At 42.3% G+C, this 13,199-nt stretch carries 7 protein-coding genes; 2 read left to right on the top strand and 5 right to left on the bottom strand.

All coding sequences use genetic code 11. From position 1 onward, the window contains the following. The first annotated feature begins 185 nt into the window (after positions 1–185). Positions 186–650, top strand: a complete 465-nt coding sequence (locus tag Q0954_RS29685) for a 4-fold beta flower protein (RefSeq protein WP_299464111.1) — start codon at positions 186–188, stop codon at positions 648–650. A gap of 597 nt (positions 651–1,247) precedes the next feature. Next, the gene (locus tag Q0954_RS29690; protein ID WP_299464114.1) at positions 1,248–1,682 is read left to right on the top strand and encodes a nucleoside deaminase; all 435 of its coding nucleotides are present in this window, start codon (positions 1,248–1,250) and stop codon (positions 1,680–1,682) included. A gap of 250 nt (positions 1,683–1,932) precedes the next feature. On the opposite strand, the gene Q0954_RS29695 is transcribed toward Q0954_RS29690, so the two are convergent. From Q0954_RS29695 to Q0954_RS29715, 5 genes are all read right to left on the bottom strand, one after another. Beyond that, positions 1,933–4,368, bottom strand: coding sequence for an endonuclease (locus tag Q0954_RS29695; protein WP_299464117.1), 2,436 nt, complete (start codon positions 4,366–4,368; stop codon positions 1,933–1,935). Between the two features lie 230 nt (positions 4,369–4,598). Further along, complete coding sequence (locus Q0954_RS29700) at positions 4,599–5,225, bottom strand: hypothetical protein (protein WP_299464120.1); 627 nt, start codon at positions 5,223–5,225, stop codon at positions 4,599–4,601. 378 nt (positions 5,226–5,603) lie between these two features. Next, positions 5,604–6,251 carry a DsbA family protein gene (locus Q0954_RS29705; RefSeq protein ID WP_299464123.1) on the bottom strand — a complete coding sequence of 216 codons (648 nt, stop codon included), beginning with the start codon at positions 6,249–6,251 and terminating at the stop codon, positions 5,604–5,606. 509 nt (positions 6,252–6,760) lie between these two features. Beyond that, positions 6,761–10,660: a two-component regulator propeller domain-containing protein gene (locus Q0954_RS29710; protein ID WP_299464126.1), complete on the bottom strand. Its 3,900-nt coding sequence runs from the start codon at positions 10,658–10,660 to the stop codon at positions 6,761–6,763. Between the two features lie 276 nt (positions 10,661–10,936). Then, a complete protein-coding gene (locus Q0954_RS29715) occupies positions 10,937–12,769 on the bottom strand; it encodes an alkaline phosphatase D family protein (RefSeq protein WP_299464129.1) in 1,833 nt (610 codons plus the stop codon). Positions 12,770–13,199: the final 430 nt, after the last annotated feature.

The following is a 13,199-nucleotide window of genomic DNA, read 5'->3' on the forward strand; positions in this document are numbered from 1 at the left end:
CGCAAAAAATAGCCTCGTCTCAAAACAAAACCTCTACCTCAAGAATGGTAATTTAATTTCTCACCATTCCTTAGTATCCAGAGTCTAACGAAGGCTATGTCTACACCTGCATTTGATGATCAACAAAAAAACTGTGGAACATCAACTAAATTGTATTAAATTTAACTATTACAATAATAATAAAAATGAAAACATTTGTATACGCATTGCTAATGCTTGTCTTGGTTGGTTTTGGGGCTGGAGTTCAGGCTCAAGACGAGGGTGAACGCACTATTTTTGACAAAGATGGAGAAGCAAGGGCTTACCTGGCAAAAGACAACACTATTTATTTGTTTACGGGTGAGTCAGCGGCTTATATGACCAGTTCGCGCCAAAGTGGATTTAAGAGTATATTTGGCATGAACGGTGAGCACATGGGTTGGTTTGTGGATGGTATATTTTTTAACCACCAACAAAAGGTAGTGGGTTTTTTCGATCAGGCACCTAATGTAAGTGTACAGGCGTCGCTGATTATCCCAGAGAAGTATCCTAAGCAAAGGGGCTTCCGCCGGATGACCAGGCCTGAGCCTTTGCGTATTGTCAACAAACCTTTTGGTATTTATCGCTGGGCTTCGCTGGAGGCTTTTTTGAGGAGTGGAATGAGGTATTAGCTTTGCTTGAGCTACGATTAGCCTTTAGCTTTTGTTTGGCTGTTTGTAGGGGGCTTTTAGCCTTTGCTTGAGCTACGCTGGGTTTTTAGCCTTTAGCTTTTTCTTGAGCTACGATAGCCTTTAGCCTTTGGCTTTTTCTTGAGCTGCGCTGAGTTTTTAGCCTTTAGCTTTTGTTTGGCTGTTTGTAGGGGGCTTTTAGCCTTTGCTTGAGCTACGCTGAGTTTTTAGCCTTTAGCTTTTTCTTGAGCTGCGCTGAGTTTTTAGCCTTTAGCCTTTGTTTGGCTGTTTGTAGGGAGCTTTTAGCCTTTGCTCGATGGTGATTATCATATTTGCGAAAAAGAGAAAAACTATTCGAAGCACAGAAAGGCTAACAGCTAACGGCTAAAACTATTCGAAGCACAGAAAGGCTAACAGCTAATGGCTAAACCCCCGCGAAGAACAGAAAGGCTAACAGCTAATGGCTAAACCCCCGCGAAGAACAGAAAGGCTAAAGGCTCATCTCCACGAAGCACAGAAAAGCTAAAGGCTAACGGCTCTACGAAGAACAGAAAGGCTAAAGGCTAAACCAAGAACAAAAAAGCTAAACTATTATAAAATATGGACAAATTTATGGAAGCGGCTATAGCACAAGCAGAAAAGAGTTACAATGAAGGAGGGATTCCTATTGGATCGGTGCTTATGCGCAATGGAGAGATAATAGCCCAGGGGCATAACAAAAGAGTGCAAGAAGCCAACCCTATACTCCACGGCGAAATGGATTGTTTGCTCAATGCCGGGCGCATAGGCTCTTACAAAGATACTGTGATTTACTCTACTCTTATGCCTTGTTATATGTGTGCAGGGACGATTGTACAGTTCAACATAAAAAAAGTAGTGGTAGGCGAGTCGCAAACTTTTGCCGGAGCCCGCAAGTTTATGGAATCGCACGGGGTAGAGGTGGTAGATTTGAATTTGCAAAAGTGTGTAGACCTGATGACCAGGTTTATCGAAGAAAAGCCTACGCTTTGGAACGAAGATATTGGAGAGCTTTGATCGTTGATGTGTCTTGTAAGTAAGTAGCAGCAAGTCCTTAGATACCGATGAATGTCGGTGCAATTAGCTATAAGCTACAAGTAAAGATAACTCTCTCATAATATGATAGTTATACTTGAATATTAGGTATATTTAATTTTGTCTTGGTACATATAGCAATTAATCTTTATGTACATAAAACAAACCCTCACATCCACTTTTTCTGGTGTGAGGGTTTGTTTTTTTATTCATAAGAAAATTGATAGGCCGACTACCTCACTACGGCAAAGCGGCGCACCATCACCTTTTTGCCATTGTTTATTTGTATCAAGTACCAGCCTACAGGTAGCTTGCTTACATTCATTTGGTAGTGGCTGGTGTTTACGGTTTTTTGGGTATAAAATCTCCCTTGCATGTCATACACTTTAAGTTGGTACTCAAAACCACGGGCATTGTCTATATTTATATATTGACTCGTAATGTTGGGGTACAACTTCATTCCTGCAATTTGCACATTTTGCAACCCGGTAGGGTTGGCATCTTTAATCGTAAGGCTGTGGGTAGGTGTGGTGCCTACTTTAAGCCCAGAAGAAGGGTTCAATAGTTTTAGGATCAGCATTTCGTCAGGTTCTACCGGGGCGTCTGCCTTTATCACCACCGAAATGTTGTGGGTGGTTTTGGTAGGCGAAAAACTCAATACTACCGGAGTAAATACATAATCTTCGCCCAGCGTAGCCGTGGTTTGTCCTGCGTCTATGTTCAACTCTACCAAATAAGTTTTGGTGGGGGTGGGCGATACTTTCACTACGGTATTGTATACCAGGTCGGCAGTGCGATCTTCGCTAATGGTGCTCTCAGCCTGGGTAAAAAACACCAAGGGTTGGTTGACATTCTGAGCATCTTTAATAGTGAGTGTGTGAGTTCCATTGGCACCCACCGAAGCAGTACCCTTGAGATTGGTCAATATAAATTTCACTTCTTCGTCATTTTCGTTGGCAGCGCCATCTGCCTTTACCTTTACTTCAAGGCTTTGGGTAGTTTGGGTGGGGCTAAAAGTAAGCAGGGTAGTGCTTAGTTCGTAGTCGTTGGCGGTAGCCGTAGTAGCTTTGCTGTCTATAGCCACTTGTAGGGTAACCGTACCCGTTGGTGCCGGGCTTATAGACAATTGCGTGGTATAGGTTACATCGGTATCTGTGTTTTCTTGTTGACTGCCGGTGGTGTTGTCAAAAGTAATGATGGGGGTGTTGGCAGGTGGATTATCTTTGATCGTAAGCGTGTGGGTAGCCTGGGTGCCCAAGGCGGTACCACTGGCATTGTTCAACAACTTTAGTTTGACCGTTTCATCGGCTTCGGCATCAGTATCAGGGCGAATGGTAACACTTACATTTTGGCTGGTAGTAGTAGGGCTAAAACTAAGCGTGGCATTGCTAAAACTATAGTCGTTTGCCTGGGCAGTGGTACCCGTTGCGTCTAGCTGAAGATCTACAGTTACAGTGCCCGTAGGAGCAGGATTAATGCTTACCTGGGTAGTGTAAGTAACCGTTGTACCATTGCCTTCTTGTTTGCTGCCCGTCAATTGCACAAACTGAATGGTAGGCACGGCAGGAGGAGTATCTTTAATCGTGAGTGTATGAGTTTTGTTGGTACCAATATCGCCCGCCGAGATATTGGTCAGCTTCAACCGAACAGTTTCATCGTTTTCTACCTCGCCATCGTTTTTCACAATAATGCTTATAGTTTGGGTAGTAGTGCTGGCATTAAAAGTAAGGGTTTGGGGTGTAAAACCATAGTCAGCAGCCTGGGCAGTAGTGCCTGTAGGGTCTAGCAGCACTTCAATGGTCACTGTACCTGCAGGGGCAGGCGATATTGTTACTTCTGTAGTATAAGTCACCTCTCCCGAAGCGCCTTCAGTTTGTGTGCCTGAAGCAGTTTTGAACTGAATACTGGGGGTAGGAGCAGCAAACCCCCATGCGGTAGCCACCGTATTGGGGTAGTCGATGTAAGGGTTGCGGTTGCCTTGAGCTGTTTCAATATCCTTGTTTCGTTTGCGTTCGGCATCATCTACCGGGTCGGCGAGGTGCCATTGATAAAGCGTGTTAATATTGCCCAGTTTGCTAATGTTTCCGGCAATGGTAGGGTACATCGTATAAAAATAAAAAACTGCCCTTGCCACATTGCCTTTGTGGTCTTCGCGTGGCTCAAATGAGCTATTGGTATTGCGCTTGCTCGATGCATCTACATTGGCAGGAGCCGAGTTAGCATCGGTGTAGCTAGTGCCATTGCTGTAGTACCAGTTATTGGTTTGGGCTGCCGACAGTTCGGCAAATGGCAGGCTACCACGGGCGCTGTTGGCGTCTTTGTGGGTAGGAAAAAGGTGGTGGATGTCGGCGCGGGGAACAGATGATTTGCTAAAAAAACTTTGGGGAACGGTGTGTTCAGCATTGATGGGGTTAAGAAAGGTAACGTTGGCTCCGTTTTGTTGATAACCAGTGTATACACAAGTTACTTTTCCGTTGATATTGTCAATAGTGCCATACATCTTGATTCGGGCACCGTCATAACCCAGCGAGGAATGTTTGCTGTCATACCAGTTGGCTTTGTACCAGTTGCGCAAATTGTTTCCCGACAGGTTGCCCGGAGGGGCGGTTTGTGCAACTAATAAATGACCAATAAATAATAACAGGCAAGAAATAATCAGCTTTTTCATTCTATAAATTTTGTGCAACAATAGCCTAAGTGCTTTTGAGGCGACAAATATCGCGATTTATGCCTGTATTATGCGTACAAATACCCAGTGGTAATAATTATTTAATTGCAAATGTTAAAATGTAACATCTGTCAGCTTGTTTTTTCCAGGTATATTACAATTTCCAAGAAATTTTACACCTGCCAGGTTTCTAAAATCTGGTAGGTATGGCTGAGACAGTCTCACAGCACTTACTTCAAAAAACCTTTAGTTTTCATATAAGCCTCAATATCGCGGCTATACATATAAATAGGAAAGCGCATGAGTTGGTGACCAAAACCAAAATCTATGGCGCGCTGATCGGTGTCAAGTTCAAACCGCCACCGATAACGCCTCGATGTAAGATAGCAAAAGCCCACCCTAAACAAACCAATAGAACTACAATGACGATAAAACTGAATGTGGGCAAGCTCATGCCCTATAATACCCACTTGTTGGTCAAAGGTACGGTTGAGCATATAGGGTGTATTGGTGCGCATCACAATTTTGTATTGCCGCCCTTTGCGAAAGCGAAAAAACAAATCTAAAAACCCCATTGCCGGACGTGCTGCAATGGGTAATTGTACCTTTTTACGGTAAATAAACTTGATGCGTGCCCGGTACAAATCAGGATAATGAGAAATGGCAAGCAAAGTTTGTAGTTCAAACTCTTGAGGTATTTTTTTGCGGTGCCCACACAGTTTACGCAGACTATCTATTTTTGAGGCATATTTTGCCTGGGTATATATTTCATTGGGATAAGTTTCGGGCGAATACTGAGCATTGGCGTTGCCTGCTATGCAACCCCAAAGCAAGATCACTAAACACGCTTTGTTCATTTTGTATGCTGTTTTTTTGTCACTACTCCGCAGTGATTTTAGCCAAAGTTGACTACTGATTAACTCGTTGAGCTCGCTGTAGCAGAGCTACATGCTCGGTTTACAGGGCTTAATAAGGTAAACATTTACTCGAATCAGCTACGGACTATGGGCTAAATACTTCTAACTACGCTTTTTGTAAATATCTGAAAATCAGTGTGATACAAAAGTGTGGTTACTTGTGGAACAGGGTGTGGCACCGATATGCATCGGTATCCAAGGACTTGAAGCACCGATATGCATCGGCATCTAAGGACTTGCCCCTGTCGGGGCTATGGACTATTGTTTGTCACACCGCTCTCTAAAAACTTAAAACTCACCTTATGCGGGAGCTCTCAACTATGGCAGCTTATCTTCCTTAATTTTTTTCAAGGTTTCGCTGATCTGTTCATAAGGCTGGTAACCCCTGCCAATCAAGTAGCCTTGCTCGCCCACGATTACCACTACACTGGGGTAGCCTTTGATGCCCAATTGGTGCACCATCTGAAACTCGGCATAAGTTTGTTTACGGTATGCTTCGTCGGTAAATTTTTGGGTAAACTCGTCACGCGCCACCCCATATTTGTCGGCAAGGGGTAAAAAAGTTGCCAAGTCATTGAGGTTCTGTCCGTTTTGGTACAGGGCATTTTGTACATCATGGGCAATCTCTATGTGTTGGTTGGGGTTGGGTTCCCGCAATATGGTCAGGGCTATAGACGGAGGCTCAGAGTTGATCACATAGTCACCTTTGTCAAGCATTTCGGTTTTAAAAGCATCGCCAAAATTTACCCCAGTAGCCTGTTCTACCCGCTCTATAGCTCCTTCTTTCAAAAAAGTAAATTTTTCATTGATTGTACCTGCCCGGTCGCCCAATACCATGCCACCCAAATAAGCCCTAAAATCAAATTCCTGGCTATAGGCATCTTTGAGCTGTTTGATTACAGGGCTAAATCCATAACACCAGCCACACAAAGGATCGAAAATATACATTACTTGAGGTTTTTTCATGTGTTACTATATTTCAGTTCAAAAACGAGGGTATAATTTCAGGGTTGCGCATTTCAAGGCTTTATCCAAAAAAGTGTGACTTGTTTGGATGAAATAAGTTGGCTGAAAGGCAATCGTGACCTAAAGTTAAGTTTTATCATTCAAACCTCCTTATTTTTTGAGGCATTTTTATTAATCGATTAACCTAATGTGATGCCCCATTGGTTGAAGGCAGTGGGTTAGTGGTAAGCTGTTTGTAGAAGGTTTGCGAAATGTCGCTAAAGGTACGAAATATCGTATAAAAATGTAAGGTCTTGTAGAGGAAATGAAGTGAATAATAAAAAATATTAAAATTTTAAGTGTTGATATACAGTCAGTTAAGTAAAGTTTTTTTGCTCAAAGTATTTTTGGTATTTGGTTTGAATAAATAGTAATCAAAGATATTTAATAAGCTTTGTGGTTAGGAAACAAAAAAAAGACGCTATTGTGTAGCGTCTTTTTTTTTATATCTGTAAAACAGGTCAAAATAATTAAAATCGCATACCTATAATGAGTACATCGTCGGTTTGTGATTGATCGCCTTTCCAGTCTTCAAATTCTTTTTTTAAGATAGCCCTCTGCTCTGCCATGGGTAAAGAACTAATGTCAAGCAAAAACTTACGAAAGCGTTTAGACAAATACTTAGAGTTGTTAGGACCACCAAATTGATCTTGAAAACCATCAGAAAACATGTAGAAAGCATCTCCTGCCTGATAAGGGACACGATGTGAGTCAAACTTTTTATTCTTGATTTGTGCACCACCTATAGGATACTTAGACCCTTTGATTATGTGCATTTCACCGTCACGCACCAGGTATAAGGGGCTTTTGGCACCCGCAAACTCTACCCGTTTATTTTCTTCGTCTATCACCAACAAAGCCATGTCCATTCCTTCGTTTGAGCGTCCACCCGCCTCTTGTTTCAGGTACTTTTTAATAGTACGGTCAAGTTTGTCTAAAATCCGTCGTGGCTTGGTTATTTTGTCTTCCAATACAATGGCGTTGAGCGAGTCATTGCCAATCAGGGTCATAAAAGCCCCTGGCACCCCATGTCCGGTGCAGTCTACAGCTGCTATTACGTATTTGGTATCTTCAAATCCTTTAAATACTGATTGTAACCCTTCTTCGGTTTGTTGAATGGCATAAAAGGGTTCGGGAACCGTTTCTGAAAACCAATAAAAATCACCACTTACAATGTCGCGGGGCTCGAAGAAAATAAAAGCATCTTTAAAGTAATTGACAATTTCTTCTTGCTCTGGCAAAATGGCTTGTTGGATACGTCGGGCATAACGAATACTGGCGTGCGTTTTTTTGTAGGCAGCCTCTACCTGATCGGTTTTTTGTTGAATTTCTTTCAAAAACTGGGCTTTCGAAAAAGCCGATACCGCGTGCTCTTGAAAACGGCCTAATTTTTTGATTTCGGCAGCCTCTATTTCTAAAGGTTTCGAGAAACTGTCAAAAATCATGACCCCTTCTACGGTTTGAGGATTCCCTATATTAATTGCCATCACCAACGAACTAAGTGGGCGATAATTGGGCATAAGCAAGGTGTCGTGTTGCGAAGGAGATAATTTGTAAAAGCCTTCTGCCAACACTTCTCCCTTTGAATAATATTTGATTACCTCTGCATAATCGAGTGTTTCTTGTGTCAAGTCTTCCTCACTGTAGCCCGACGAAGCCAATAGTTTAAAGTTTCCTTGTTGCGAGCTGTAATCCAAAAATATCCCCTTTTCTACATGAGGCATCAAAGCCATGGCTTGTTCAAGCAATACTTTCAGTACTTTTTCAAGCTTTACTTCCTGGTTAATTGTTCTTACTACCTTATCCATCGTAGTAAGTTCTTCGGCCTTGGTTTGAATTTCTTTGGTTCTTTCCTGAATTTTCGTTTCCAACTCTTCATTGCGTTTTTGCAGACGAATAACCCGCAAATAATAAAATAAAAACCCAAGCGAGATCACCAACAAAACCATTAACACCAAAAACCACCGGGTTTGGTAAAAGTAAGGTTCTATATAAAAAGCAATCTTTGCCCCTTCTTTGTTCCATAGTCCGTCGCTGTTGGTAGCCCTTACCCTAAAAGTATACCAGCCTGGTGCCAGGTTGTTGTAATAAGCATCTCGTTTGTTGCCCACATTTATCCATTCATCTTCATACCCTTCCAGCTTTATTTCAAACATTACCTTATTGGGTGCCAACAGGCTCAAACCCGCATAGTGTAGCTCAAACTTACTGGTGCCAGGCGGAAATGTCAGTCTTTCGTGCATTTCGTAAGTTTTGTTGTCAGCCTTTATCTTGTTGATTACCACGGGAGGCTTCATTTGGTTAAGCCTGATGTTATAAGGGTTGATTACTGCTACTCCAGCAGTAGTAGGGTACCACAAATGTCCGTTGCGGTCGCGACAAACCGAAGGCTGCGAGGTAACCGCACAGTCGCTGCTTTTCATGCCATCGTCTTCGCGATAGACCGTACATTTTATTTTTTTGATCTTTCCATCAAAAAAGTCTTCCAGTGCTTTTTTCTTCACCCAAAACACCCCATTGCTGCACGACATCCACACCCGTTGCCAATCGTCTTCGGTAATAGAGTGAATCGCATCATTTGCCAAACCATCGTGTACCGTAATGCTTTGAATTTTATTGTTTTTAATTCGGGTAAGTCCACCCCTGGTGCCCACCCAAATGCTGCCTTGTTTGTCTTCGTACAAAGAAAAGATCAAGTCGCTACTCAAGCCCTCATTGGTGTTGTATATGGTTACTTTGCCATTAGGACTAATACAGTTGAGTCCTCCACCATCGGTACCTGCCCATACATTGCCCTTGTGGTCTTCTAATACGGGTAAAATAGAATTTTCTGAAAGCCCTCTTCGGGTAGAATAGTTGTTAAATTTGCCATTTTTATATCGGCTCAGCCCAGTACGTGTACCTATCCACAGCACGCCATTTTTGCCTTTGGCAATAGATCGGATCACATTGCCTGCCAAACCCTCTACCGTAGAAAACTGCTTTATTTTAGGAATGGTGTCTTCTTCGTTTTCAAAAGACAATACATTGATACCCCCTCCATAAGTACCTACCCAGATGTTTCCTTGGTCGTCTTCCTGAACAGTCCTTATGTAATTGTTGGACAAACCTTCTGCCTTGCCAAAAGTTCTGAACTTGCCCCCTTGAAAGTAACTTACTCCCTGGCTTACCGTACCAATCCATATTTTACCGTCTTTGGCTTCCATTACACAGTTAATGGTGTTATCAGGCAAGCCTTCAGTTTCGCCATAGTTGTTAAACTTTCCATCACGTAGCCTGTTGAGCCCCCCCCGGTTCAAACCTATCCAAAGACTCCCTTCCCGGTCTTCATATATTGCCCGTACACTATTGGCCGACAACCCCTCGCGTACTGTGAAATGTGTAAAACGAGGATTTTCAGAAAGAAATTCGGTTTCGGTAAGCCGATTAACCCCTCCGCTTTGAGTACCAATCCACAAAGTACCAAAATGGTCTTGTACCAGGCAGGTAATGTACTTATCAGTCAGTCCTTCTTTCAGGTGAAAATTGTCTTGCTTTTGGGTGTTGGTGTTCCAGCGAATCAGGTCAGCGTGGGTGCCTATCCATATTTGCCCGTGCCCATCTTCAAGCAAACTAGTTACATTGCGGCTAAAGAGTAATATCTTGTTGTTATAATCAGTAAATTCGTTGTTTTGGTAACTACATATTCCTTGATTGGTACCTATCCACAGGGTATTGTCTTTGGCAATATAAAGCGTGTTGATTCGGTTAGAGGGCAAGCCGTCTTTGCGGTAATAATTGGTAAACTTGCCATTTTTATACTTAGAGAGCCCCCAACGAGTACCTATCCACAAAGTACTATCAGCGCTTTCTACCAAGGCAGTAATGGCATCGTGCGACAAACCATCGGCTTTGGTGTAGGTGGTAAATTTGCCGTCCTTCATTTTGGTAAGCCCTCCGTTGTTGGTACCAAACCAAAGGTTTTTCTTTGTGTCTTCGTATACTACCAAAGCACCACTGGTACGCAGGGCTTTTACGTTGCTGGTATTGTATATGGTAAACTCTACCCCGTCAAAACGTGCAATGCCCTCATAGCTTGCCAGCCAAATATAGCCATTGTGTCCTTGGGTAATAGAATAAATGCTGTTTTGAGGAAGCCCTTGGGGTTTTTGCCAAATATCACATTGATATTGTGAAATGGCTTTTTGGGGAAGCAAGCCGTATTTTTGAGCAGGTATCTTTTGAGCAAAAGACATCGAAACCCACAACACTTGTACAATAACACCTATCTTTCGTAAATAATTCTTCATAGTAACTTCCTGAGAAACAACCACCTCATCATTCCTTTTTATATACAAACTACTGCCATAATTAATTTGGTAATTTAACAAAATGTATGCAAAGTTATATGGTTCTGCCAAAGTAGTGAAATAAAAATGCCATTAGATTTTAGATGAAGGCTTTATTTACGTTTTTGATGGTACTATTCGTATATTTTTGCTCTTGTGGGGTAAACCTAACACCTAAGCAGGCTTACCACTCTGCTACCCTGTTTGCCTGAGCCAAGTTAGCAAACAGGTATTGTCCTAGAAGGAAGCAACTACAAAAATAAAAAGCTGCTTTACCATCAAGTAAGCAGCTTTTTGTTTCAAACAAGGGTGATTGAACTATTTTACCAACATGTGCTTGACTACCTCTTGCCCATCGGCCAATACTTTTATGTAATATTTACCTGTGGGAAGGTTTTTTATTTTTAAGTTGGCCCTTTGAGCATCTTGCATGCTTTGTTTAAACACCAGTTCTGCTTTATCGTTGTATACCTGTATTTTGATTTGGCTAAATTGCTGGGGCAACCTAATAAAAAACTCCCCTTCGTTAGGGTTAGGGAATAACTGTACTTGGCTTCGTTGCAACTCTTCAGTTTGTTTATTGAGCAATGTTTGGGTTGTACGGGTATTTTTTAATAAACGCTGGGCAAAAGGAATCTCGGTAGTAGGCGAGTTTACATTGTTATCTTGCCACTTGTCTTTCCCACTCTTTACCTTTAAACCTTTGGCAAACTTCTCATTATCTGTTACTTTATCTTTGTTTACATACCAAAACTCTGCAATACTTCTATCTGGGCGCACATCTAAGATACCATAGCCATGCTTTTGCAAGTCTACATACTTTATATGAGGGTTAATGGTACGTAAGACTACTTCTGCTGCCCGTAAAGCTGCTACTGCCACCCCTTTTTCATCACCATTGTCGCTGGTAAGACTGGTAGGCAAAAATTCTACGGCTTGCGATTTGCGTTTATCGCTCCAGATGGGAGCCGTGGGGTCAATAGGCAAGTCGTTGGCAATAGATACATGAGCATCGCCTGTTACTACAATGTTATTGCCCTTGGTACGCTTTTTAAGGGTACGCATTATCGAACGGCGCTCCGCAGGGTAGGCGTCCCACCCTTTGCTATCAAACCATTCAAAATCACCTTCCACCGCTAGGGTTCCAAATAGTTTCTGGTTACCTATAATCCGCCATTTAGTGGTTGAGTTTACCAATTGTTCTTCGAGCCAGGCACGTTGTTCTGGCCCTAATGTGGTGCGTTTTTCGGGGTTGGGTACATCTTTTGGGTAATCTCGCTTGGTTTTAATGTCAATCATGACAATGTCGAGCAAGGTACCATAATTCAACTTACGGTAAATAATATCAGCTTTGCCCGGCACATCACGTACAGGTACCCATTCGCGAAAAGCCCGAATAGCATCTCCTATGTCATCTGGCGAGGTTTTTCCGGTAGAGAACAAGTCGTGATTATCCCATACTATAATAAAAGGGTGGTTTTGTTTCGCCCAACGTAAGTCAGGATCTAACAGATACAATTGATGTCGGGCTCTCCATTCTGCCAGGGTTTTAGGTTTGGTAGGTGCAGGCACTGGAGCTCTAAAATCATCTGGTTTGTTGTAGATATAATCCCCCAAATGAATGACTGCGTCTATATCGGTGCGGTGCCCAATGCGACGGTACCCATTAAAATACCCCGAAAAAAGATTGGTGCAGGATACTACGGCAAAGCGTAGATTGTTTAACGACTGATTAGCCGCAGGCGCAGTACGTGTTTTACCTGTAACAGAGGTACGCCCGTCGGGAGCAATAAAACGGTAATAATAATTGTGATAAGGTGCCAGCCCTGTTACATCTATCTTCACGGTCCAGTCACGGGCTGCTGTAGTTTGGGCAACTCCTGAGCGTACTATTTGAGCAAAATTTGGGTCGGTGGCTACTTGCCAGGTCACTGTTTGTTGCGTAGCCGACAGGTTGGCTGGCATAATGTGTGTCCATATAATCACCCGATCGCTTAATGGGTCGCCCGAAGCTACCCCATAATAAAAAGGAGCTTGGGCTGGATACATGTTATCTGGCAATGAAATAACACCATCTGGCAGAGGTGATTGTGTATGCCCTGTTGCGATGCTTGCCGCTACGAGGCAAAGGATTAGAATAAACTTCTTCATAATAATTTTAAGACTTAATTGTTTTAGTAATAAGTAATTGGGTAATACAACTTTTGCTGGTTCTCTGAAAAAGCGCGCATATTAGTAAAAATTAGACAAGCTATAGAATTATCGAGAAGAAATTTTGAGGACTGATTCTTTTTTGAAGGGAAACCTAAACGAAGCATTTTTAGGGTTCAATACAATACGGGGTAGTAGGGTTTTAACACCACTAATAATGAGCAGGTAGCATCTGTTGTCAGTAAGGGTTTATAATGTTGTGGGTTTGAAAAAAACAGTCAGGGTAGTTGTTTTGGGAGAAGGCTATGAACTTGTTTAATGTTTATGCTTTGAGCGCAAAAATTTAATTTTTTGTAACTAATCAGTGTATGTGCTAACCTGATATTTAGCAATCCTGGATAAGGCTTCTAACACGTTTAAGCCATTTTTG

The sequence above is a fragment of the uncultured Microscilla sp. genome, assembly GCF_947493425.1.
In the GTDB taxonomy this organism is placed as follows: domain Bacteria; phylum Bacteroidota; class Bacteroidia; order Cytophagales; family Microscillaceae; genus Microscilla.

Excerpts from the sequence above, each read along its gene's own strand:
- Q0954_RS29685 (WP_299464111.1), top strand. The coding sequence starts at position 186 with ATGAAAACATTTGTATACGCATTGCTAATGCTTGTCTTGGTTGGTTTT.
- Q0954_RS29690 (WP_299464114.1), top strand. The coding sequence starts at position 1,248 with ATGGACAAATTTATGGAAGCGGCTATAGCACAAGCAGAAAAGAGTTAC.
- Q0954_RS29695 (WP_299464117.1), bottom strand. The coding sequence starts at position 4,368 with ATGAAAAAGCTGATTATTTCTTGCCTGTTATTATTTATTGGTCATTTA.
- Q0954_RS29700 (WP_299464120.1), bottom strand. The coding sequence starts at position 5,225 with ATGAACAAAGCGTGTTTAGTGATCTTGCTTTGGGGTTGCATAGCAGGC.
- Q0954_RS29705 (WP_299464123.1), bottom strand. The coding sequence starts at position 6,251 with ATGAAAAAACCTCAAGTAATGTATATTTTCGATCCTTTGTGTGGCTGG.
- Q0954_RS29715 (WP_299464129.1), bottom strand. The coding sequence starts at position 12,769 with ATGAAGAAGTTTATTCTAATCCTTTGCCTCGTAGCGGCAAGCATCGCA.